Origin of the sequence: Flavobacterium sp. Root935, assembly GCF_001429295.1 — a bacterium.
Classification (GTDB): Bacteria; Bacteroidota; Bacteroidia; order Flavobacteriales; family Flavobacteriaceae; genus Flavobacterium.
This window is the reverse complement of the sequence record NZ_LMJL01000012.1, coordinates 1,062,190-1,088,046: the sequence shown is the minus strand read 5'-3', so window position 1 is coordinate 1,088,046 and position 25,857 is coordinate 1,062,190. Positions and strand designations below refer to the sequence as shown.

Annotated in this window: 14 protein-coding genes; 5 read left to right on the top strand and 9 right to left on the bottom strand. The window is 34.2% G+C overall.

Annotated features, from left to right (window positions below):
* Positions 1 to 42 precede the first annotated feature (42 nt).
* From ASE40_RS19370 to ASE40_RS19360, 3 genes are all read left to right on the top strand, one after another.
* Positions 43 to 1,959, top strand: coding sequence for a LysM peptidoglycan-binding domain-containing protein (locus tag ASE40_RS19370; RefSeq protein WP_057118873.1), 1,917 nt, complete (start codon positions 43 to 45; stop codon positions 1,957 to 1,959).
* A 96-nt stretch (positions 1,960 to 2,055) separates the two neighbouring features.
* Entirely contained in the window at positions 2,056 to 4,131 is a 2,076-nt protein-coding gene (locus ASE40_RS19365) for a LysM peptidoglycan-binding domain-containing protein (protein ID WP_057119863.1), read from the top strand.
* Complete coding sequence (locus tag ASE40_RS19360) at positions 4,131 to 4,532, top strand: OsmC family protein (RefSeq protein WP_057118871.1); 402 nt, start codon at positions 4,131 to 4,133, stop codon at positions 4,530 to 4,532. The genes ASE40_RS19365 and ASE40_RS19360 overlap by 1 nt, the downstream gene beginning before the upstream one ends.
* 134 nt (positions 4,533 to 4,666) lie before the next feature.
* Here ASE40_RS19360 and ASE40_RS19355 read toward each other — a convergent pair whose 3' ends face one another.
* The 8 genes from ASE40_RS19355 to ASE40_RS19320 form a co-directional block, all read right to left on the bottom strand.
* On the bottom strand, positions 4,667 to 6,046 hold the full coding sequence (locus ASE40_RS19355) for a Gfo/Idh/MocA family protein (protein ID WP_128415000.1): 1,380 nt from the start codon (positions 6,044 to 6,046) through the stop codon (positions 4,667 to 4,669).
* A 96-nt stretch (positions 6,047 to 6,142) separates the two neighbouring features.
* Positions 6,143 to 8,326: a M1 family metallopeptidase gene (locus ASE40_RS19350; RefSeq protein ID WP_057118869.1), complete on the bottom strand. Its 2,184-nt coding sequence runs from the start codon at positions 8,324 to 8,326 to the stop codon at positions 6,143 to 6,145.
* A gap of 20 nt (positions 8,327 to 8,346) precedes the next feature.
* On the bottom strand, positions 8,347 to 11,442 hold the full coding sequence (locus ASE40_RS19345) for a DUF5107 domain-containing protein (RefSeq protein WP_057118867.1): 3,096 nt from the start codon (positions 11,440 to 11,442) through the stop codon (positions 8,347 to 8,349).
* A 208-nt stretch (positions 11,443 to 11,650) separates the two neighbouring features.
* Positions 11,651 to 14,650, bottom strand: coding sequence for a glycoside hydrolase domain-containing protein (locus ASE40_RS19340; protein ID WP_057118865.1), 3,000 nt, complete (start codon positions 14,648 to 14,650; stop codon positions 11,651 to 11,653).
* A gap of 40 nt (positions 14,651 to 14,690) precedes the next feature.
* Complete coding sequence (locus ASE40_RS19335; RefSeq protein ID WP_057118863.1) at positions 14,691 to 15,689, bottom strand: c-type cytochrome; 999 nt, start codon at positions 15,687 to 15,689, stop codon at positions 14,691 to 14,693.
* Between the two features lie 96 nt (positions 15,690 to 15,785).
* Positions 15,786 to 17,192: an aryl-sulfate sulfotransferase gene (locus ASE40_RS19330; protein WP_057119861.1), complete on the bottom strand. Its 1,407-nt coding sequence runs from the start codon at positions 17,190 to 17,192 to the stop codon at positions 15,786 to 15,788.
* 99 nt (positions 17,193 to 17,291) lie between these two features.
* Entirely contained in the window at positions 17,292 to 18,803 is a 1,512-nt protein-coding gene (locus ASE40_RS19325; RefSeq protein WP_057118861.1) for a RagB/SusD family nutrient uptake outer membrane protein, read from the bottom strand.
* Positions 18,804 to 18,838: 35 nt separating this feature from the next.
* Complete coding sequence (locus tag ASE40_RS19320; protein ID WP_057118859.1) at positions 18,839 to 21,925, bottom strand: SusC/RagA family TonB-linked outer membrane protein; 3,087 nt, start codon at positions 21,923 to 21,925, stop codon at positions 18,839 to 18,841.
* Positions 21,926 to 22,606: 681 nt separating this feature from the next.
* Between ASE40_RS19320 and ASE40_RS19315 the strand changes: the two genes are divergently transcribed.
* Positions 22,607 to 23,248: a carbohydrate-binding family 9-like protein gene (locus ASE40_RS19315; protein WP_057118857.1), complete on the top strand. Its 642-nt coding sequence runs from the start codon at positions 22,607 to 22,609 to the stop codon at positions 23,246 to 23,248.
* Between the two features lie 243 nt (positions 23,249 to 23,491).
* Here ASE40_RS19315 and ASE40_RS19310 read toward each other — a convergent pair whose 3' ends face one another.
* A complete protein-coding gene (locus tag ASE40_RS19310) occupies positions 23,492 to 24,532 on the bottom strand; it encodes a LacI family DNA-binding transcriptional regulator (RefSeq protein ID WP_057118854.1) in 1,041 nt (346 codons plus the stop codon).
* A gap of 233 nt (positions 24,533 to 24,765) precedes the next feature.
* On the opposite strand from ASE40_RS19310, the gene ASE40_RS19305 reads away from it, so the two are divergent.
* Complete coding sequence (locus ASE40_RS19305) at positions 24,766 to 25,857, top strand: mevalonate kinase (protein WP_057118852.1); 1,092 nt, start codon at positions 24,766 to 24,768, stop codon at positions 25,855 to 25,857.

The window sequence follows — 25,857 nt, the reverse complement described above, 5'->3', positions numbered from 1 at the left end:
TCTTACATTTGTAAGGCCTTAATTTTTTATAACCTACTATTTATGAGAGAACTTTTAACAATTTCTCTTGTCTTTATTTTGTCTTTTAACAAAATAACTGCGCAAGATTCAATTATTGAGCACAAGATTCAAAAAGGAGAAACTGCTTATTTTATTGCCCAAAAGTATAAGGTTTCTATAGATGAGATTTACAAACTCAACCCCGAATCGCAAAATGGAATCAAGGATAATCAGATTATAAAGATTCCAGTTCACAACTCCCAAACCATAATTAAAGAGCAAAGTAAAACACATATTGTTGCGCCCAAAGAAACGCTCTTCGGCTTATCTAAAAAATATCATGTTTCTGTAGAAGCCATTCAAAATGCTAATCAAGAAATTCTTGCCAGCGGACTTCAAATCGGTCAAGAATTAATAATTCCTCAAAATTCAGAACATTCATCTAAGCAGGAAACTGTTGTTTCATCTAAAACCACTCATCAGGTTTTGGCTAAAGAATCTTTGTTTAGTATTGCGAGACAATACAATGTTTCGGTTCAGGATTTAGAAAACTTAAATAAAGAAATACTTCAAAACGGACTGCAGATTGGTCAGACAATTGTCATTCCAAACAAAAGAAAAACTTTAGACGGAAGAGTTCGTGTCATTAATCAAGAAACTGTTTTTCATGTGGTTGAACCAAAAGAAACAAAGTTTTCTATTGCAAAGAAATACGGAATCTCAATTGATCAGCTTGAATCTCAAAACCCGGAAATTGTTAACGGATTGGTAGTTGGCAACAAATTGGCAATCAATACAACAGCAATAAAACCAGCAAACGAAAGTGAAGAATTGATGCTGGCTTTGGCAGAAAAACAGGTTGTGGTTGAAAAAACAAAAGCAAAAACGGTTGAGATCGATGATTTAAAAGATCGTCTTATTGTTCAGAAAGAGATGAATCAGAAAATTATAAAAATTAATGATTTGAAAGTCAATCTGAATGAGATGAATGGTTCGAAAGAAAATTCGGTAGAAAAACTGCGTTTGGTATTAGAAGCCAATAAAAATGTTCAGGATATTTTAATGGCAAAATTAGATTCATTAGTCAATTCGATGAATAATGATTTGAAAGAATTGAAGAGAATGGATATTTTAAATGTTGATGAATCAAAAAGATTGGAAAAACAATCTTCTGAGGGAATCAATAAAACCAATGAATTATCTTCTCAATTAAAGAAAGAACTGGCAGAAAATAGAAAAGCTTATGCCGGTTTGATGAATAAAGTAGAACGAATTGCAGTTGAGGAAAATCAGGAGTATAAGAAGAAAATCCGCGAAAGCGAAAAAAATAATAGTGCAGCTTCTTTGCAGCAGCGTTTGTCGTTAGAAGAAATTAAACGTTATAAAATAGAGCAGGAGCAGGGTGATGCACAAAATCAGCTTTTGATTGCAAAAATTGACTCGCTCGATATTCAGAAAAAAATTGAAGTAAAAAGACATATCAGTAAAGCTGCTTATTATAGTATGGAAGCCAGAAAATTTGATGACAAACTGGCTTTGGTTAAACTGAAAAAGTATCAAGATGAAGCGGTTAAAAAACAGAATAAAAATTCTTCTTCCGAAAGTTCAAAAACAATTTCATTGGAAGAAATGAAACAAGAATTGAAAGACAATCCGTTAAGAGCTGATAAAACAGTAAAAGTGGAAGTTTATGATAATCTTAAAGAAGTTTCGAATGGGTATTACTTAGTTTTGGGTATATTTACAGACGCAGTTGACCGCGATAAGTTTATTATGAAACTCATTGATTCTGGCGATTTTAACGCTAGTTTCTTCTTTAATATTAACAGCCTTTCATACTATGTGTACAGCGATAAATTCGAAAACATGGAAGAAGTGCTTTATCAATGCAAGAAAAAAGAAGAAGATGAGTTATATAAAGAAGTCATTATTGCCAAAGTAGAAATTGATTTGAGGTAATTTTTGAACGATTAAACAAACGGCGCGAATTTTGCTTTAAGGAAAATTTGTAACTTGCTTTTAGAATTAGAAATTAAATTGTTTTTAAGCCTTATTATGAAATATTATTTAACATTATTGTCTTTTGTATTCTTTATCTCTTCAAATGCTTTTTCTCAGGAAAAGGTGGTTAAGTATAAGGTTTCCAGTGGAGAAACTATTAATCAGATTGCGCAGAAATTTAAGGTAACGCCTTTTGATATTTATCAATTAAATCCAGATGCAAGAACAGGTTTGACTCCTAATTCGGTATTGTTGATTCCGACGAAAACAGGTGAAGCCAAAAAGGAAGTTTCTGAAACAAAAGCTCCTGCAGCTTCTGGAAAAGAAGTGATTCATGAAGTGCAGCCAAAAGAAACTTTTTACAGCATTGAGAAGAAATACGGAATATCAGACGAAGCTTTAAAAGCAGCGAATCCATTTTTAGAAAAAACAGGTGTTCAAATTGGACAAAAATTAGTCATTCCTGCTAAAGGATCTGCTCCAAAAACAGCAGCAAGACCTGCAAAAGAAAAAGGTTCAGAAAAATATGTATATCACGATGTACAGCCAAAAGAGACTAAATTTGGCATTGCAAAACAGTATAATATGACTGTGGAAGAATTAGAAAAACGCAATCCAGATATTGTTGCTAGTCTGCCTGTTGGTTATAGATTGACAATCAAAGGAAAAGCGCCGAAAACTGAAACTGCTTCAGTTGAAACAGCAAAATCTGTAGAAAGTAAAAAACCTGCTGAAACTTCTAAAAAAGCAGTGACTTACATGGAATATCAGGTAAAGCCAAAAGAAACTTTTTATAGTTTAGGAAGAGTTTTTCATTTAACGCAAGATGAATTAGTGGCATTAAATCCTTCACTTTCTGAGGGTGTAAAAGAAGGAATGGTTTTAAAAGTTCCTGCAGGATATGTGGCACCGGCTCCAATTATTGCAGCGCAGGTTCCAGTTGAAAAAACAGCTGATTCTGCAATCGACAAACCTATTGAAAGCACTGGAGGAGGAATTAAAATTATTGACAAGGTAAAATCATCTGAAAATGCTAATCCAGAAATTGTAGAGCTGAGCAAAAAAAGAGGTGCCAATGAACGTAAAAAAGTAGTTTTGTTACTTCCTTTTAATTTGGCTAAAGTACAAAGCGATACTTCTGGAACTGCTAACAGAATTAAAAATGATAAGTTCTTAAACATGACTTTAGATTTTTATTCTGGAGCGATGATGGCAATTGACTCTGCGAAAACATTGAAACTGCCAATTGATGTGGCTATATATGATTCTCAGGAAACAAAAACGACTTCAAATGTGCCTAGTTTAATTAGTAAACTTCAAGATGCTGATGCAGTTATAGGACCATTTTACCAAAATAATGCTGAATCAACAGCTAATACACTTCGTTTGTATAATGTTCCTGTTATTTCTCCATTATCAAAAGACAGTGCAAACCCGATTGAGAATTTGTATCAGTCTATACCATCAAATGATGTAATTAAAAATGCTGTTTTTGATTATATGCGATCTAAAAACGGAAATATTGTGGCTGTTGTAGATAAGAAAAAAGAATCTGTTGTTAATTATATTAAACAAAATCAGAAAGGTGTTGCATTTGCATCTTTAACTGAGACTGGAGGTCTGGATGTTGCGAATTTAAAAAGCCTTTTAATTCCAAACCGAATGAATTATGTGGTGATGGAAACGGCAAATACTGCAATGATTAAAACTACCATTAAAGCACTAATTGATTCTCAGAAAACGTGTCAGGTTCAACTGGTAATTCTAGAACCGAACAGTACATTGGATACTGATGAAATTAGTTTTGATAACTTAGTGAAATTAAAATTAATGTATCCTTCTGTAACTCGTGAAAGTGACGAACAAGCAGTTTTAATTTATGAAAAGCAATACCGTCTGAAAAACAAAATAAACCCAACTACTTATGCAACAAGAGGTTTCGATGTCACTTTTGATACGATGATGCGTTTGGTACAGGGAAAAACTTTTCAGGAAACAGCAGATTTAATGACTACACAGCAGGTAGATAATAAATTTCAATATTATAGAAAAGAAGATGGCGGGCACGCTAACAAAGGTGTTTACATCTTATACTATGACAGTGACTTAACTTTAAAAGTAGCAAATTAATGACATCAAAAGTAACCTATTTAGGAGATTTAAGAACAAAATCAATTCATGTGCAGTCAGGAAGCGAAATCATTTCTGACGCACCATTAGATAATAACGGAAAAGGCGAGGCTTTTTCTCCAACAGATACAGTTGCAAATGCTTTGGCAAGCTGCATGATGACTATTATGGGAATTAAAGCTCGTGATTTAGATGTTGATTTTGTTGGCTCTACAGCCGAAGTAACAAAAATCATGAATGCAGAACCAAGAAGAATCGGCGCAATAGAAATTGTGTTTGAAATGCAAGGCGTTGCTGATCAAAAGAATAAAACTATTTTGGAACGCGCTGCAATGACTTGTCCTGTATTCTTAAGTTTAAGCAGTGAAATCGAAAAGAATATTACTTTTAACTGGAAGTAATTTTTTAAAGCAATAATAAAAGCCATCTGAATAAAATCAGGTGGCATTTTTTTTGGGGTGAAAAGACTTAAAATAAACAAGAGAGCACTTTTTTAATGGTGCCCTCTTGCTTCTTTTAACTAACCAATATATATTTATTCTGAAAATTCTAATTTTTTCAATTTATTCCAGCCGCCGCGGGTGAAATCTGGAATTTCTACCGGAGCTGAATTATTATCTAATGAAATTTCAGTCAACGGACCTAAACAAGACCATTCTGCTAAATCGTATACATCCATATCCAGCGGCAATCCTTTTTGCAGGCAATGAATTAAACGATAGTCCATAATAAAATCCATACCGCCGTGACCGCCTACTTTTTTTGCTTGTTCTTCAATACCTTTTGCAATTGGATGTTTGTATTTTTCCATTAAAGCTTTTTTAACTTCTTCAGGAACAAAAGAGTGTGCGCTTAATTTTTCGTGATTTGGCTTTACATCATCGCTTAATTCTTTTCCGTCCAAAGCATAACCTTCTAACGGGTATTTATTGGCAAAACCTTTTGTGCCACTCAATTGATACATTCTGCTGTAGGGACGAGGAGAAGTGACATCATGCTGAATATGGATTGTTTTACCATTTTCAGTACGAATCATCGTCATGGTATGATCTCCGTTTCTAAAATCTTTTATTTCTTTTCCTGATTTTTCTTTGATGTAAGCAGGATTTCCAACCGCTTTTGTATCCATAGATACCAAGAAATTCATTTTGTCACCACGGTGGATATTCAGTGCCTGACATGCTGGACCCATTCCGTGTGTTGCGTATACATCGCCTCTGTGTTTAATGTTGTAATCCATTCTCCAGTTGTTCCAGTATTCGCCCCAAAATGGCTGTAAACCATGAATATAAGAACCTTCTGCATGAAGAATTTCTCCAAACAAACCTTGCTGTGCCATATTTAAAGTCGTTAGTTCAAAGAAATCATAAACGCAATTTTCCAATTGCATGCAATGTTTTCTTGTTTTTTCTGAAGTGTCAATAAGTTCCCAAATTTCTTTCATGGTTAAAGCGCTAGGAACTTCAATAGCAACATGTTTTCCGTCTTTCATTGCCTGAACTCCTATAACAGCGTGATGCAGCCAGTCTGTTGCTACGTAAACTAAATCTACGTTTGGCAATGCCGTTACTTTTCTCCATGCATTTTCATCGCCGTAAAATTCTTGCGCTTTTGGGAAACCAGCTTTGGTTAAAATCTCATTTGCTTTCGACGTGTTTTCCTGAGTCATGTCGCACAACGCTACAATTTCTACACCGGGAATATGTGTCATGCGTTCTACTGCTCCAGGACCGCGCATTCCGAGACCGATAAAAGCTACACGAACTGTCGGAATTGGTTCTGCTGCCATTCTTAGTACATCTTGCTGGCCTTTGCTACGTGAAGGCGTTTTGGTCTTTATCATTTGTGCAGAAGCGATTGTCCATCCGAACAAAAGAAAAAGAATTATGGTAGTTTTAATAAAGGTAGTTTTCATGAGTGATTTTGTTAGATAATTTTTAAAAATAACCTCTCTAATGAACCAGATTAGAGAGGTTTTCAAAAACAAAACAGATTCAAAGGATTCTTATAATTATTTTTGACTACTAAATCTTTTCATTAATGGCGTTACATGTTTTTTAGTATCGTCATCTAATGAAGCCAATGCTTTATCAGCTTCGGCCGGCACATATTTTGTTAATCCTGAAATTCCTGCCGCAATTACGTTATAAGATTGCTCTTTAATACTTTCTTCCATCAATGCTTTATAAGATGCATCGGCAGTAGAAGCTAATTTTACAATAGCATTTGCTCTTGCAATGGTCTTTTTATCGTTTTTAGCAATGTCAAGAAGTGTTTTTAAAACCTGATCTTTAGTTTCTTTTTCATTTAAATCAATTGCTTTAATACTTAGTACTCGTAAGTCTTCTTGAGGATCTTTCAAACCTTCCAATAAAATAAGTTGTGACTCCTGAGTTCTGTCTTTTGAAGCAAATTTTATAGCTTCAATTCGGTTGTAATACGATGGCGCATTTTTATATTGAAAAAGATAATCAGCAGGAGTTTTTTTATCTACATTCACTTCGCCCACTAGGATTTTATCTGGATCTAAATCTATAAATTCAGGTTTTGAAGGAAGGTCAAAGCTGAAACTTTGTTCTCTTTTAGTAATTAAAATATCCTTTCTTATTTTAGTTCCGTTTACGTAAAAATCAACTTTTAAAGGCAACGTAAAGGTTTGCACTGCACTATCCTGAGATTGACTAATCGTAATAATAATTTTTCCGTTGGCGTATTTGTAAGTTACATCAAGAATCGGACTTCCAGCATTGTAATACCACTGATCAAAATAAGGAAGCCAATCTTTTCCAGTCACTTCTTCCATCGATAAGCGCAGCTGATGCGGTTCTCCAGATTTGTAAGCATTAGTGGTTAAATAATGATTCAATCCTTTAAAAAAGGCTTCATCACCCATTTGGTTTTTCATGGCATACAAAATAATCGAGCCTTTAGAATAGCTGATATTGTCAAACATATCGTCTGCATTTTTGTAATGAAAACGTGCTAAAATTGGACTGTCTCCATTTTTTTGTGAACGAAGATAATTCTGCAGTTTTTCATAACGAGATCTGTCTTCTGCATCTTGTCCAGCGTCATGACCGTGCCAAAGAACTTCTCCAAATGTGGCAAAAGATTCGTTCATTGTTAAATTTGACCAGGATTCAGCAGTTACTAAATCTCCAAACCATTGATGAAAAAGTTCGTGTGCTACGGTACTTTCTTCGTTATTGTCTAATAATTCTCTTTCGGTTTTTTGTACATATCCGCCGTGAACAGTTGCAGAAGTATTTTCCATTGCACCTCCAAAAAAATCTGTTACAACAATCTGCGAGTATTTTGCCCAAGGATATTCTACACCAAGCATTTTACCGTAAAAGTTCATCATATCAGGCGTTTTGCCAAAAATCTGTTTCGCAAATGGCGCGTATTTAGGTTCTAAATAATAGCTTACTTCTTTTCCGTTATAAGAATCTTTATAGATTTTAAAATCTCCAACTGCCATCATAAATAAATAAGGAGCGTTTGGCTGATCCATTTTCCAAACATCAGTACGAGTTCCGTTTTTATTTGCTTTTTGTGAAGTTAATTTCCCGTTAGACAGCGTAGTATATTTTGATTCTACTGTCATTGCAATTTCAGAAGTTGTTTTTTGATTTGGTTTATCAATTGTAGGAAACCAGCAAGACGAAGCTTCTGTTTCTCCTTGAGTCCAAATTTGTGTTGGTTTGTCTCCTTTTCCGTCAGGATTAACAAAATACAATCCGTTTGAGTTGGTAATTGATTCGCCAGCTTTGCTTTTAAGTTCTGCTGGTTTTGCTGTATAATCGATGAAAATCGTATACTTTTCGTTGTTTTTGTACTTTCTATTTAATTGAATTGAAAGCTGTTCGTTATCGTAAGTATATTTTAGCGGAATAGTTTTTTTTCCATCTACAATAGCAATTTCTTTAAAGTCCATTCCTTTTGCATCTAAATGCAGCGAATCGGTTTCATAAAAATGAGGTTTTAGAGTAACCCATTCTTTTCCATACAAATAACGTTTTCCGTAATCAAATGAGACTTCGAGTTTGGTATGAATTAAATCATTAGTTTTTAAAGGTGTAACTCTGTAAACACTTAATTCATCTGGTTTTTCCTGTTTGTTTTGCGCTTCAATTTTTGGGCTTACAATGAAAATAAGACCCAAAAAAGTATATTTTAAAAAATGCTTTTTCATTTTATTGTTTTAAAAGTTCTTTACAATTTTTCGATAATTCTGACTTCACCGTCTTTTTCATCTTCATTTAAAATATTCGATTGTTTTTTCGTATAGACGAGTAAACTCCACTGAATAATTTTGTTTTCTGGATATAAATCGGCTTGATTTTTTAACCATTTTTCTGCTTCTTGAGAAGAAGATGTTTTTTCGATTGCCCAAGCCGAAACAAGATCATTTGCTGGTAAAAAGTTCATAACTGTATTATCAACCTTTGGAGTAAAAGCAACGATTTTTTGTAAAGATTTAGCAGCCATTTCTTTGTTGTCAAGGTTGGTATAACATTGATAATCCAGCCAGTTTTCAAGTCTTTCATCGATGTTTTCATCGTAAGGTTTTCCTACTCCTAAATTTTCTGGAAACAATTTTGCATCGCCAATAAATTGTAATGCTTTTTTATATTGTTTGTTTTTAATTTCTGCCAAAGCCTGCATCAATTTCGCTTCGTGGTACAATTGTCTTCCTGCAGTTGCACCTTCAAAAGGAAGAATTTGTAATTTGGTTAGAAATGCATCTGCAGCAGCATATTTTTTATTTAACAGCAGCGTTTTTGCATACAGCATTCCAATTAAATAATTCTCTTTATGTTTTTTGTAGAAAGATTCTGTTGTTGAAAGTGCTTTGTCAAATTGTTTTTGAACGATATAATGTTCTGCCAATAATTTATGATATCTCCAGCCTTGTGGATCTAGTTTTAAAGCCTGCTGAAGACTTGCCTCCACAGTTGCAGCGTCATCTTTAAATAAAGAAGCTTTGGCACCATAAAAAGCTGGATCATTAGGTTTTGAGCCGCATTGTGTAAACAATTCTTTTGCCTCAGAAATACTATTGCGATTCCATTCGATTAGACCTAAATGGTATTTTAACTGCCATTGATCATTGGTTTTAATTAATGTTTTAAGAATGGAAGCCGTTTCTGCGCGGAACGGAAAAGTAGTTCCAGGTTTGATTTTAGATAAATCAACTGATTTGTTTTCTAAAAATGCTTTCCAATAAATAATTTCGGCACTTGGTTCAGCTATAGAAAACACTTTTAGAGCTTCTTCTTTTCTGCTAATATTATTGTACCAAATTCCTAATTCCAGATAAGTCTGCTCTGGCATTTCATTTTGAATTGCAGCTGTAAAATTAAGTTTGGCATCATTTGAACTGTTCCAAAGATATTTTTCAAAATCTGCAAAATGATTTAATGGATCAAGTGCACTAATTGTTTTTAAAGCTGCATTTGCTTTGTCTGAATTATTTTGAAGACGATACAAAACTGCCAATACTTGCAGACTTTCTAAATTGTATTGATTGTTTATTAAGCTCTTTTCGGCATATTCAATAGCTTTAGGTAATTCGTTTTCAGCTAAATAAATTTTACTTAGTGATGTATAAGCGGCGCTTCTGTATTCTACACCAGCTGCTGCAATATCGAAACCATCTTTTGCATCGGTTGTGTTTCCTAAATGAAGATTTGCCAAAGCATAATTGTAATTTGCACCAGCATCGTAAGTATCAATTGCTAAAGCTTTTTTAGCAGTTTCTACAGCTTCTTTGTATTGAAATTTTCTAATTTGTAAAGAAGCTAATTCAGAAAGGGCCGGAGCAAAGTTTGGATCTTTTTGTAAACAAGCTGTAAGGTTTTCTTCTGCTTTTACATAATCTTTAAAACTGATATAATTTTTTCCCTGCAGATACAATCCGTAAACTGAATTGTGATCAAAACCTTTCGGAATCTCCACAGGACGATTAATATTTCCATCTTGTGGATCAGCATTCCAAACCAATTTATTTTCACCCAAAACGAGTTTCAGCTTGTTTGTATCAACAGAAACCTGAATGGAATCTTTGAATAACTGCATGGTGGTAAGCGCAACATCTTTTGAATAGATTTTCTTTTCACCTTCAAAAATTTCTAATTTTTCATTTAATTTTTGAAGCGGAGAAAAATAAATTTTCAGCCAGCCATTTTCATTTTTTATATTAACGGCACTATAATTATTGGCTTTTACAAAACCTTTGGTTTGTTTTACAGGAAACCAGTATTCTGTCCAAGTATCAGTTTGATAAGGCGCAAACGAACGTTGTTTAAAAGGTGTCAAATTACTGCCTTCGCTCGCCTGATTAAATAATCTACCACTTTGTACCTCTGTATATTGTCCGTCAGTATCGGTCAATAATTTTTCCCAAATCATTCCTTGCTGTGATAATCCCCATATCCATATTTTTTTGCCGGGTTTATTATCGTGATTACCATATCTTGCCATTCCGAAATCTTCGTCATGCCAATATCCTCCGAAGAAATCATTGTATTTTCCGAATACGTGATATGATTTGTAACCGCCAAAATCATTGTTTTTGTAATAAGATAAATCTTTGCCGTTTTCTTTATCAATCGGCCAAGAATTATATTCGCCGTTATGGCCAATATAAGTCTGTCCAGGATAAATAAATTGCAGGTTTCCAGCCGCTTTAATTCCTGTATTCATCCAAGTATAATAAGGCTGCTGTAATTCTGTCGAATTAGACCAAAACGAATTGGTTGTAAAATAAGCTTTGTCTTTTGGTAAATTGATGTCTAGTTTCCAAGAAGTTCTCGTTAATAAATCTAAAACTCCAATAACACAGCTGATGCTTCCGTCTTCACGGTTTATAATTTTATAATCTACTGGAGTTGCACAATTTGGGGTATGACCAATAATTCCATAATTGCCTTCAACGCCGCCGCTGGTCCACGGTCCGCGCATGGCAATGTCTCTAAATTTGATTACATGATTATTGTAAACAAAGTCTTTTCCAGTTGATTTTTCTACAGCCGACCAAACTTTTCCGCCTATTTCAGGCAAAATCATCAGTTTGATGTAATCGTTTTCTATCTCAATTACTTTCCATTCTTTCTGAACTGGTTTGTCTGTAAAGCCGTCAAAACGGAAATAAGGATAAAATTTTGTGTCTGGTTTCGGAATTGGGTCAGGATCTGAAAAAGGGTATGTGGTAAATACTTTTTTGTATTCTTTTATAGTGGGTTTGTTTTGTGCATTTATAAAAAGGCTTCCAAAGAGCAAAAGGGATAAGAATGGTCTAAGTTTCATGATGGAGAGCTTGGTTATTTGTGGTTATTTCGTAATAGTTATTGTGTGAAAGTCCCAGCGGGACGTAATATTTATAGAAATACAATTTTATGTCGATAGAAGCCCCAGCGGGGCGATATATTTCGCTCCGCTGGAGCTTTATAAAATCGTGATGAATTATCTATAAATATTAGGCTCCTCTGGAGCTTAGACTAATGGGTCTATTAATTTACTTAACAATTAACAACCATCCTTTTCCCTTAGGAACAGTTATTTCATCTTTTGCTGTAAACGTTTTTGCAGGCTGAAAATTAAGAACTTCAGGAGCCGTAATAGTTGCTTTAGACGGATTGATTCCTAGTTTTTTCCAGTCAATATTCAATTTCACATTTACATCAGCATCTGCCCAGCTTGCAATAGAAATCAATGCTGTTCCGTTCTTTTTGTAAACTGTAGCCAGCACTTTATCATTGTTTGTTTTTACAGGACAATTTTCGCTCCAGTAACCAATCATTTCAGAACCTTTAATTCCGAAAGAATCCCATAATTTCCAGATTTGTCTTGGGTCAGCACCATCGCTCCACGGTAATCTGTTCGTCATTCCGAAAACCATTCCACGCCAAGGATTTCCACCGTCTTGAAGCATTTCGCCCATTAATCCAAAAGGAATTCCGCTAACTTCTGTTAAGAAAAAGTCCGGCTGATTTTTCTCATAATCAAAATATTCTCCAAACCATAACTTATTGATGTACGGAAAGTGTTCCATATATAAATTGGCACTGTTATTAAATCCGTCGCTTTTGTTGTATTGATTCGCACTGTGTAAATCGATAATTCCAGGATGACCATCTTTAGTTAAAACTCTTTTGATACGTTTCATTGTGATTCTGTCAAAAGCAACGTCATCTAGGTAAATTCCATCAATACCAACATTTTGAGTCAGCCAATTCATTCCTTCAACATAATAATTATGCCAACGGTTCATACCGCTATTTACAATTGCAGCATCTTTAATTTCAGGAACAAACCATGCAGCGATATAATCGTCTCCAACGTGTTCTTGCAGCCAAGAGAATCCGCCGCCTTTTCCTGGAGAATAGATTTCGTGGCCTAAACTTCTCAAAGCAAAAGTTTCGTATGCTTTGTTTGAAACCTCTCTAACGGTATTATAGATTTTTACTTTTAGTCCTTTTTCATGTGCTTCATCGATATACGTTTTCATCTTTTTAAATTCAATAAAAGGATAATTGATATAAGGATTAATAGCATTAGCGTGGTGAATATTAATCACAGTTGCACCAGTTTTTGCGATTGAATCTATCGGACTGTATTTGTGGTAAAATTTCGTATCCCATTGAAAATCTGTGTTGATTGTATGGAACGGTGTGATTAATAAGTTGAAATTATAATACAATACATCGCCTTTTTTCATCGTTCTAGCGCCGCTGTATGCATTTACTAAAACTGATTTTTGGTTTGGTGTAATGGTAATTCCTCCTTTATTTTCGTTACCCCAAGAAGTTGGCAGTAGTAATGGTTTCTGCAAATAGAAATTAGTGTTTAACGGACGGCTGTATTTTTCATCTCTTAATGAAAACTGCAATCCAGAATTGACAGCACCAATCCAAGCACCATCTTGATTTTTATGGGCAACATCCCATTTCCAGTCAAAAGTTGCAGGACGATCTCCGCCTTTTTGACCTAATCCCATCATGTATTTTGCAGAAGCAGGCTGCATAGGCATTTGGAAATTGATATCATTAAAAGAAACATCTTCAAGAGCGGTAACTTTTACTGTATAATGTACAAAACCGTCAAATTCAACAGAAGCGTTAACATCCATTTGAACTGATTTTGAAGTCGAGGTGTTTTCCCAAGAAACCTTTCCAGCTTCTTTTTTAGTAAATTTTATACCGCTATTTTTCCATTGTGCTTCTTTTCCTGAAGCATCAAAAAAATGGAAATCAATTGGAGAACTTAAAATGTCATTGGCTTTGGTAGTTACTGAAGTCATTTCTGGAGTGAAGAAAGTCTGAATTTGCGCTGGAAATCCGTTTGACGCTAGGATTAATTTTCTTCCTAATAAAGAGATTTCAGCATCTTTTACAATTAATGGAGTGTAAGGCGCAATAACCGTATTTTCCTGAGCTAAAGTTGAGTTTAGCCAATTTAAACGCGTCATTTTTTCTGGACTGTCAATTCCGCCATTTTTAGTAACTTCATTAGTAACTGTAATTTGAAGTTCAATTTCTTTTGATTTTCCGTCAGCGTTTACTGTCGCTTTTCCTTTGTAAGTTCCAGCAGCTGTAGTTTGTGGAACTTCGATTCCGCACCACATTGCTTGAATTTTTCCTTTAGAAACCGAAACAGTATTCGTGAAAATAGATCCATCGTAACGAATTCCGTCAGTATTTATACAGCTGATGTTTTTTGCATCAATTGTTCCAGAAGGACTTACTAAATTCGAAAAGGTAATTTTTACATTCTTTACATCTTCAAGAGCGTAAATACCTAATTGAAAAGCTAAATATTCGCCTTTTAAAGCGGTATCTGAAAAAGTGCTTTGAACACCTTTTTGAATCCAGCGCTGCGGTAAATCGGTTTTCATTTTAATTGAATGCAATCTGTCTTCTGGAAAAACTAAAAATGAGTTTCCGCTGTTTTTTGCAATAAGAGCTTTTGTTTCTGCAGCCGTTGCAATGACTTCCATTGGATAAAAACTATTGAAAGCATTTACACTTTGAATTTCTGTAACTGCAGCATTATCTGCCGTATTTGTTTTAATTTTAGATAACCATTGTGCATCGGCTTTGTTTTCTGGTTTGGCATAAATTCCTTTTGGATAATTGGCAGTTCCTTCGTCGATATATGGCATATAGTAAACGTAATATGTTCCTTTTCCCAAAATAGGTTCAAAGAAAATAGTACCGTTTTCTCTATTGATATTTTCTGTTTTTATATTTTGAATTTCTTTTCCTGATGCATCTTGAACAATAATTTTTTTAAGTTCTGGATTTTGATCTCTTCTTCGCCATTCAATAGTTGTTTTGGCAATATTTCCTGAACCGGAAAATGCAATTACAGCGCGGTGATTGCCCAGTAAATTAGGATTCCAGCTGTCATTTCCGTCAGAATATTTTATTTGTGCCGCCATTGGAATAGTGAGAATGAAAAAGCACATTATCATTATTCTGCTTAAAAGAGGTCTGTTTTTTAGGTTTAGTTTCATTGTAATGTATGTTCAGGTTTAAATAGTCTAAAATTTAAAATTAATAAACAGCTTTCCAGCCATTCTTTTTCCAGTACGCAATTATCGGTTTGTAAGGTCCGTATTTATGCTGTTCTTCAGAAAAATTATCTACAAAAGGACTGTGCGCATAGTCGATAGGTTTGCCGAGTTTATTTGGATAATCGAATGTTTTAGGATTTGGTCTTGTGTGAATTTTATCATCATTTACATAAGCAGCGATATCAAGTGCTTCTTTGTCTGTGAGATAAGGTTTTCCTAAAAGTACTTTATCGTAAGGCATATTATTTTTTAACCATTGTGCTTGTTTGATAACTCTGTGCATGCTTGAACCCGGCTGATAACCGTATTCTCCCCAAAGAGGCGGGTAGATGTAACCCGATTTATCAGCATTATATACGCCTTCGCCATTATTTCCATGGCAGCGCGCACAATTTTCAGTAAATAATGCTTTTCCTCTTTCTGGACTTGCAGCAACATCGGGAAATTCGATTTCTAGATTTTTTGCTCCTTTAAAATTACCATCTTTAGGCACAAATTTGCTGATCCATTTAAAATAAGATAAAAAGGCCACCATTTCTTTACTGTCCAACGGAAGCGGTTTTCCAGAATGCGGGCGCATAATGCAGTTATTAACTCTTTCTGCCAGTGTAAGCACTTTGTTTTCGCGCCCGCGATATTGTGGATAATTATCGTGTGAAGACATTAAATTGAATGCATGTGGTTTTGTACCAGCATCTTGATGACAGTTGGTACAATTCATTTTATTGCCCAAATATTGTCCGTTTTTACCGTTTGGTCCAATATAATAGGCTGTTTTGAGCATTAATTCTCTTCCGTAGCGAACAGATTCTCCGAATTGATCGTCTGGAATTTTTGAAGTATCAATTGTAATATAACCTTCATCATCAGCTTCAACTGTTTTTGTGGCTGCTAATGTTTGTGAAGTCGAAGTATTGCAAGAATTGAAAACAACCATTGGCAATGCTGCAACTAGACCAATCAGAATTATTTTTTTCATGTTTACTATTTTTATCCTAACAGGTTCTAAAACCTGTATTTGTTATAACTTATTTTATGCTTACAAGATTTAGAAACCTTGCAGGAACGTCATTTTCTAATTTTGAATAAATGGTTTCAATTTTTCTTCGGGAATAAACTGTGTGCGATAAGGCGGAATCTCAGATTCTAACGCCCATAAAAGCACTCCTTTTTTATTCGTTAAAACCGTGATATGTCTTTTCGAGCAGCAGCATAATATGGCATCTTTATCAATCATATAAGCGCTTCCCATTCTGTCATTGTAAATGTCTTTTGGTAATTTTATTTGATAATCCAGTTTAACTGCATTGTTTTTTTCGTCGACTTTTAAGGTAAATACAGAAGACTGTTTTTTGTCGACCCCATTATCAAAAAACAATAAACTTCCTTCTTGATTAATGTGTGCGGCATGCGCCTGAGAGAAATTGGTATCTGGAGCCATTTTCATAGTTCCTCCTTTTCCTAATTTCCAGATTACTTTTCCAGTTTTAGAATTGATCTTCCAAATTTGTCCGTTATTGTAAAATGAGATCAGGAAATTTCCATCTTTATCGTAATTTAAACTATTGGCATGAGTCCAATCTTTTTTGGTTTTCAGTAAATCTTTATCTTTAAAGGGATCTAAATCATCAAAAACACTCCATTTCCAAAGTTGTTTTCCCTTTTTATCTAAAATTAAAATTCCATCTCCGTTGATCGTATCTTGTTTTCTTCCTCCAATAGAAGTTAAATCGATTATTTTTTGATCAACAGTTAAAGTAACAATTTCATTAGCCGATTTTTTTATGATTTCGTGGTGAAGAACTTGTTTTAAATCGCCTTGTCCTTTTTTGATGTGTGTTAAAGTATCTCCTTGTAAGTTGATTTCTAGAATTTCACTTCCATAACTTGTTGGTTCGTCATTTTTGCCAAGAATAGAAATGATTGTTTGTTCCTTTGTAAAATGAGCTACTTTAAACCCAGTTCCTTCAATAGTATGATACCATCTTAAGTTTCCTTTGTAATCTACTATATAAGCTGTTCCAGGTGTTTCTCTTTTTGCCAAAAGCATAAAGCCCTTTTTGAAATTTTGCGGCAGTAATTCTGGTTTCGGGCAATTGGCTTTAAATTGTTTTTGAAGCCATTCTGGAAGTTTTCTAGATTTAAAAGTATAGACTTTACTGGGCTTTTTTTCGCCGTCTGCAACTGTAACAAGCTGATAGTTATAATTCGTTTCTGGAGTAATATTGCAGAGAACTAAAGTATGTTTAAGCCCTGATTTTGAGATAGGAGTGGTTATTTTGCTTTGAGTTCCTTTTTGGTCAGACCAATACTCTGCATATACCTGAACATTGTCATTCGTAGTAACATCGATTTGAATTTTCAATTCGTTGTTGCCATGAGTCCCAATATTGATATTGGATATATCCTGATTTTTAGAACAACTTACCAATGCAAGTAAGGCTAAAATAAAACTTCCTTTAAGTAATAGTTTTTTGATCATCTGAAAAGCTTCTTTTGTGAAACAGAAAAGTACTTCATCTGTATTAAAAATCAAGAATAGACAGACATTTTTTACTGTCTATTCTTGATTGGGTATTCTTTATTGTCTATCAGCGTTGCTTAATTTCGGATTAAGGTTTACTTGACTCTGTGGATATGTATAATATTTGTTTTGCGGCATTTTTATTAAAGCAGCTTCACCAACTCTAAGATGATATGCATTTACCAAAACATCATATTTGTTCATTCTAATTAAATCCTGACGACGTTTTCCTTCGTAGAAAAACTCCCAGCCTCTTTCCTGTAAAATAGCGTCTCTTAAAGTGTTTTGATTGTAGTCAGATAAAACTAATTGTTTTGCATGAGATCTTGCCTTAACTTGATTAATTAATCCGATCGCTTCACTTGTTGGTCCACTGAGTTCGTTTAATGCTTCGGCTCTGCTCAATAATACATCTGCATAACGAAGAATGTTTACACTATGACCGTCATAATAAGTTGTTGTTTCATCATCGGCATATTTTCTTGTAGAAACGTCTGGCATATAAAACTCACCAGCCGGCGGCTGTGCACCCAATGAAGGAGCTTGTTTATGAAGTAAACCGTCTGTTCCCATAAATTCTGGGAAAAAGCATTGTTTTCTCTCATCTTCGTCACCAAAAGTGTTGTAGAAATCCCAGTTTACAGTATAATACTGCCATCTGTTTTGTACAACAGGATGATCGATTGGTCCAAAGTGATTTAATAATTCTGTTCCGTTTGTATTTGCATCACTCAAAGAAGAGAAGATGTTTTCGCTGCACCATTTGTTACTTTCTTTAAACAAACCTAAGTAAGAAGGATAAAGACTGTATTCGTTCAAATCCATTACTTGCTGTGTCAATGTAACAACTTTTTGCCACTCATGGCTGCGCATGTGTAATTTAGCTAGTAATGTAAGTGCTGCACCTTTTGTTGCGCGGCCAACATCGTTACTTTCATAAATGTCATTTGATTTATAATTTACTGGCAGTACATCTGCAGCTTCTGTTAGTTCTTTAATAATGAAAGCATCAATTTCTTCAACAGACGATGGAGGAGTTTGATCTAGGTAACCTGGATTTCCTAAATTGGCTTCGGTAATTAAAATTACTGGTCCCCAAGCATCAGTCAAATCCATGTAAGCAGAACATCTTAAAAATTTAGCTTCGGCAATAAACTGTGCTTTTTCTGCAGCAGTAATTCCAGTCATTGGCAGAATGTTAAAGATAGCATTGTTTGCATTGGCAATTAACTTGTACATCGCATTCCAATCTTCCAAGAGAAGACCGTTTGTCGAACTCCAAGTTCCTAAAGACAATTGTCCGGGATCTCCTCCGTATTGGCAGTGTCCTAAATCAGTAGCAATATCTGTTAAAGCGAAGTGTCTTGTTGCCCAGTATGAAAAGTTATCTCCAACAGAAGGCCCTTTTAATCTGCCGTAAATTGAATTAATGGCCGCAACTGCATCTGATTTTGTCTGATACCCATTGGTATTAGTCAAACTGCTGTATACCGTGGGATCTAGATCTTGGTTGCACGAAATCTCTACTCCGGCGGTAAGTAAAAGTAATAATAGTGTATATTTTTTCATTTTAATAAATTTAATGTTACTAAAAAGCCTTTTGACTAGTGAATTGCGACTTTAATTCCAAGTATAAAAGTTCTTGATGCTGGGAACGAGTTAAAATCGATTCCTCCGCCTAAATTGTTTGTTGAATGCCCGTTTACTTCAGGGTCATTTCCAGAGTAATTTGTGATCGTCAATAAGTTTTGTCCAATCGCATATAGTCTGATGCTGTCAATGAATTTTACTTGTTTTAGTACGCTTTCGGGAATTGAATATCCTATAGAAACATTTTTTAAACGTAAGTAAGAAGCCTCTTCAACAAATTTCGAATTCACATAACTTCCATATTTGCTTTTGTAGTAGCCGTCTCTTGGAATATCTGTATTTTCATTTACTCCCGCAACCCAGCGATTTAATGCATCTGTACTTGTAGAAGATTCACCAACCATTGCAGTCATATTATATACAGAATAATCAAAAGCACCTTGGAAAAAGATATTCATATCAAAATTTCCATATTTAAAATCGTTATTAAAACCAGCAACATAATGCGGAATAGAATTTCCTAAATAAGTTCTGTCGGCAGCAGTAATAGTACCGTCTCCGTCAACATCTACATATTTCGGATCTCCAGGGACAGACAATGGCTGAGCTGCGTATGTTTCTCCCGTTTTGATCACGCCTGCATATTTGTATCCGTATAAAACTCCCATTTCTTTTCCCGGCTCTAGTCTTGTAAACTCTTGCCCAGAAACAGTTCCGCTTGGGTTAGAAGTGTTTGTACTAATGATTTTTACGTTATCAGCAAGAGATACAATTTCTTGTTTATTGTAAGCAACATTTAATGACGTTCTCCAAGAAAAATTAGTAGTTCTGATATTTTCAGTACTAATTCCTAACTCAATACCTTTATTATCAATAACTCCAGAATTAACTCTTTGAGCGCCAAATCCCCACCATCCTCCAACAGGAACATTTAAAAGAGCATCAGAAGTTCTTTTTTTGTAGTAATCAATTGTGATCGAAAGTTTATCATTAAATAAACCTAAATCTAAACCTAAATCGGTTTGAGCTGTTTCTTCCCATTTCAAGTTCGGATTTGCCAAATTCGCAGGTTCTGTACCAGCAACAAAATCATCAGGTGCAATAGTTACACCCCAAGAAGTCAATCGGTTCATATAAGAGTAATCGCCAATTCCGTCGTTTCCTGTAATACCATAGCTGGCTCTTAATTTAAGTTCAGAAATAGCTTTTACATTCTGCATAAAAGATTCGTTAGACAACTTCCATGCAACAGCTCCAGAAGGGAAAATACCAAATTTGTTATTTGGACCAAAACGAGAAGAACCGTCTTTTCTAATTGTAAAAGTTGCTAAATATTTGTCATTAAAAGCATAATTTAACCTTCCAAAATAAGAAGTAAGTTTTGTCTCTGTTTTTTCAGTTTCAGGTTTCAAATAAACCGCTGCACCTTGAAGATTGTAATACGTTAATAAGTCATTAGAAAATCCTGTACCTGCAGCTCTTACTCTTTCATAAGTATCTTTTTGGTTCGAAGTTCCAATCATTGCAGTGATGGCATGTACTTCTTTGATATTAAACTTGTACGTTAAATATTGTTCTGTACTCCATCTAAAATATGTTTTATTTTCTTCAGATCCAGAACCTTTTAACGCAGCTCCAGCTACTAATGTACTTGGAGTATATTTTCCTTGAATGTTTTCCTGCCATTCAGCACCAGAACCAAAGTGGTAAGTAAGACCTTTAATTATTTCATAATCTAAAAACATACTTCCGTTTGCTAATCTATTGATTGTGTGGTCTGTTGGTTCAAGTAAAAGAGCCAATGCATTATCTTTTCCTTGATATTTATAATATGAGCCATCAGCATTGTAGATCGGAATCGTTGGAGGAGCAGTTTGAATAGAGAACATCGGAGAAAGGATATTATCTCCAAAATCGCTGTTATTTCCTTCAGCTGCAGCACCATAAAAATTAGCACCCATATTTAATCTTTCATTAAATCTTTTTTCGGCACCCATTCTAACGCTGTATCTTTCATAATCAGTGTTTTCAATAGCTCCCGTTTGTTTCAAATAGTTTCCTGAAAGAAAGAATTTAGAAGTTTGATCGCTTCCGCTAAAAGTAAGCGTTCTGTTCAACACTTCTCCTGGACGTGTCGCTGCTTCAAACCAATTGGTATTCGCAATTGGAAAACTTGATGGAAAAACCGGAGGTCTTCCGTTTTCACCCGCAATTGCATTTTGAATATCAGCATATTGTTGTCCAGTTAACAATGAAGGCTCTTTTATAATATTTTGAAAACCATCTGAAATTTCGGCTTCCACCATCATTTTTCCTGATTTTCCTTTTTTAGTTGTAATAATGATAACCCCATTTCCACCGCGTGCACCATAAATTGCTGTAGAAGCGGCATCTTTTAAAATCTGAATATTTTCAATATCGTTTGGACTAATTGAAGCTCCAGTGCTGGTAATAAATCCGTCCACTACGTACAAAGGCGCATTAGAAGTATTTATAGAATTTCCTCCTCTAATTACTACAGACGGATTGGTTCCCGGTGCATAATTATTTTGCTGTACTTGAACCCCAGAAGCACGTCCTTGTAACGCCTGTCCTACATTGGCAATAGTTCCGCCTAAATTCAAATTGTCTTTGCTAAGAGAACTCACAGAACCTGTAAGGTCTTTTTTCTTAGATTTTCCGTATCCAATAACTACTTCATCTAATTTTTGTCCAGCTTCTTTCATGACAATTTTTAGCGGTGCATTTCCAATAGTTACTTCTTGATCTTCCATACCAATATAAGTCACCACAAGTTTAGTAACATTATCGGCTACAGTAATCGAAAAGCTTCCATCAACATCTGTTTGAACACCTTTATTGCTTCCTTTCACCACAACATTGGCACCAGGAAGAGGCAAACCATCTTTGTCTGTAACCTTACCTTTTACTATTTTTTCGAAAAATAATGCGGTATAGTTTTTATCTGAAGTATTTATTGAAGAAGCTGCCGAAGCTTGAAATGTAAAAACGAGTAACGATAGAATTGTTAGTTTAATTTCTTTGCGGGATAAATTGTTAATCCGAAAATCTCTTGGTTTTTTTTGGGTTAATAATTTCATACTTAAAATTGGTTTTGGTTAATGTTTAATTGTTTTTTTTTCTTGTTTGTAGGTTTTAGATTTCTTTTTTGATCAGGAGAGTCATTTTGGTGTTTAATTGAGTTTTCATTTGAATTGATTTTTACATAAAAACAGTGTCTTATTTTCGGCTCTAAATACTGCTTATTTAGTTCGTTTTTCTTCGATTTTGAAGCCTTAAAATCACCTCATTTTTTACATAATTAACTTAGTTTTAAGATTAATCTCTGACGAAACTATAGATTATATTTTTATAAAACAAGAAAAAACACAAAAAATGTGCTCGAACACACAAAATTTATGTTCTCGAGCACATAAAATTGTGCGAAACGTTTTTTTTGACTTAAAATGATGTGATTTTTTTAAAATATTTTGGTAATAAGGATACTTAATAAATTGAGGCTTTTTTGAATTATAAATGACGATTTTGTAAAAACTTATGAATTTCGCAATCATGATTCGAAAAACGTAAAAATTAAGCAGTCTTTTCTGATGAGTTTTATGGACTGAAAATTTGATTTTTATTTGTAAAAAGAAGAGTGTTTTTGTCTTCAATTTTAAACTATCTTGGTCATCTCGAAAAAAGCCAAAATCTGAAACTTAATTTATGGTCATTTTGACTTTTTAAGAATTGAGAATTAACAAAATTTTAGAGTCAAAATTGTGAAAGAATATCAAGTAATTTTAATAGATAAAAATCAAATAAATGAAGTCGAAATTTTAGATTCAATTTTCTGGAAAAAAGCTAATTGTCTTACCGATTTTTTGTCTCCTTGGAAAACTGAAACATTTTCAAAAATTGAATTTCGAGCCCTTTGGGATCAGCAAAATTTCTATTTTCATTTCAGGGTGTTTGATACAGATATTTATATCGATACAAAAGACAATAGTGTGGACAGTATCTGCAATTCTGATCGCGTTGAGCTGTTTTTCCGTCAAAACGACGCTATAAATCCCTATTACTGTTTAGAGATTGATCCTTCAACAAGATTGTTAGATTTTGAAGCACGCCCCAATAAAAAATTTGATTACGAATGGAAATGGCCTAAAGAACATATTAAATTATATTCTTCAAAAGATGAAACATCATTTACCGTTGCCGGGAAAATCAGCATAGCATCTTTAAAAGGACTTGATTTAATTCACAATAATAGTATAGAAACAGGAGTATATAGAGCGAAATTCTCTAAAGACGAAAATCAAAATTATGAACCAACTTGGATTACTTGGGTAAATCCAAACACTCCAGAACCCAATTTTCATGTTGCTTCATCTTTTGGGAAGTTTGTTTTGACTTCAGAATAAATATGGTTTTAATCTCGCGGAATTGTAAAGTTTTATTCACGCAGATTTTAAAAGATGTAAGCAGATATTAGTAGATTTTTTAATTAATTTATTGCAATTTCGAAAAGGCTTTAGCCAAAAACAATAAATATTTTAGATAAAGCCTTTTCAAATTAAACCTTTGCGACTCTGCGCCTTTGCGAGATTAAAAACCTTCAAACTTTGCACCTTTGAGCCTTTGTATCTTTGTCCCTAGAAAAAAAATCAAGACACATAAAAAGAAGCATTTTCGACATTTATAATATCGATAGGAAGCAAAATTGTTTCAGGAATATCTTTTCTAAATATAAAATGTTCTGCCAAAGTACTGATTCCTAAATAAGCCTGTCTTTTTTGATTTTGGTGAATTAAAAAATGAACAAGACCCTGATTTAAAAAATTGACATTCTTCTCAATTAAATCGTAACCAATTAAGGCTATTTTTTTATTTTCTAAAGTAGATAGGATAGAGGCAATTTGATAAGCCTTAGAAGTAGTAATAAAAATACCGCTTAAATCTGGATGCTCTTCTATAAAAGCAGCAAACTTAGTTTCGATATTAGAATATTTGAGTTTCAGTGTAAGCAAAGAGAAATCAGAAAGTTTTTTTTCATCAAAATAACTTCTGAAACCTTTTTCTTTTTCCTGCATGTGAACAGCATTCTTCAGACTTTCATCAATATGAATAATCGCAATCTGGCCTTTAGGCAAAATCAAATTCATTAAACTCGCAGCAACACGGCCGCTTTTGTATAAATCCTGTCCGACGAAACTTTTAATAGAAGAAGATTCTACCTGGTTATTAAAAGTATTTACCATAATTCCCAATTCATCATATTGTTTGATGATTTCTATAGTTTCTTTATGAAACAGCGGAGCCAGCAAAACAGCATCTGGTGATTGAGCAATAATTGCCTCGTGGGTTTTTAAAAAAGATTTGGTGCTTTCTGGATTAAAGTAATGAGTTTGAATTACGACGCTGTAAGCTTTAAACTCTGCTGCAGCATCTTGAATTCCGTTAACGCAAGGAAGCCAATACGGATCAATTTCAGGATCTGGAAGTAAAACGCAAATGCGGTAAACCTTTGTGTTTTTTAAATTTCGTGCAATTAAGTTGGGCTCATAATCAATGACATTCAGCACTTCATTAATTTTTTCTAGCGCCGTAGGAGAAACTTTTCCTCTATTATGCAGTACGCGATCTACAGTTCCTTTAGAAACTCCAGCCATTTGCGCAATATCCTTAATTGTGTACTTTTTATCCATATAAGCAAATATAAAAACTTTGATTTAATAAACGTAAAAATTTTAGAAGAATTCATGTTGTGTGCTCGAGAACATTATTTTAGTGTGTTCGAGCACATTTTTTTTGTTTTTTCTTGTTTTATAAAAATATAATATATAGTTTCGTAGAATCAAAACCGAAAATTTAAAATAAAACCATAACCTAATAATGTTGTAATTTGTTGGATTACAATGTTTTAATACAAAGTTCTTAAGTGAGAAAAATTACTTCATTAGCTCCCGGCCGAACCTGTCTTTTTGGAGATCATCAAGATTATTTAGGACTGCCAGTTATAGCCTGCGCCATAGATCGAAATATTAAATTAATTGCTAAAGAAAATCAGACCGAATCGTTTGTTCTAAATATGATCGATATAAACGAAATTCGAGTAATAGATATTCATGCGTCTTTCGAAAAATTAGAACCCAGAGATTATTTTGCATCCTCGCTGCGTGTTTTACGCAGATACGGCTGTATACCTACAACTGGTTATACCATAACAATTACAGGAGATATTCCAATTAATTCTGGAACGTCGAGTTCATCAGCTTTATTAATGGCTTGGATTCGATTTTTGATTGAAGCTTTTGGAATCGATCACGAAGTTACGCCCGAATTCCTTTCTAAATTAGGTTACGAATCGGAAGTTTTAGAACATGGAGAACCTGGCGGAATGATGGACCATTTTAGTATTGGTGTTGGAAATATTGTGTACATTAATACTAAAAAACCTTTTTCCTTCGATGTGATCGGAACTGGATTAAAAGGTTTAATAACAGGAGTTTCTGGAGTTCCCAAAGAAACAATTGGCTTAATTGGCGAGTTGAAAGGAAATGCTTTAATGGCAATCGACATTGTCAAACAAAACTATCCTGATTTTGATCTCAATACATCAGAAATCGAAGATTTGGATAAGTATAGAAATTGTCTGCCAGATCGTTTGATTCCATATTTTGAAGCGGCCATCAAAAATTACCATTATACTAAAGAAGCATTAAAGGAATTCGAAAAACCAGTTTTAGATCTTCAGAAAATTGGTGCTTTAATGAATGGACATCATGAAATCTTGCGGGATCTGCTAAAAATTACAGTTCCAAGAATTGATGCAATGATTAATGCAGCCTTGAAGGCAGGAGCATACGGTGCAAAAATTGTAGGTTCTGGCGGCGGCGGCAGTATTGTAGTGATTGCAGATCCTAAAAAAGAAGACGTAGTAATAGAAGCAATATTAAACGCTGGGGCAGAAGAAGCTTACGCAGTAAATGTTGATCCTGGAGTACGAATTATTGATAATATTGAAATTTAA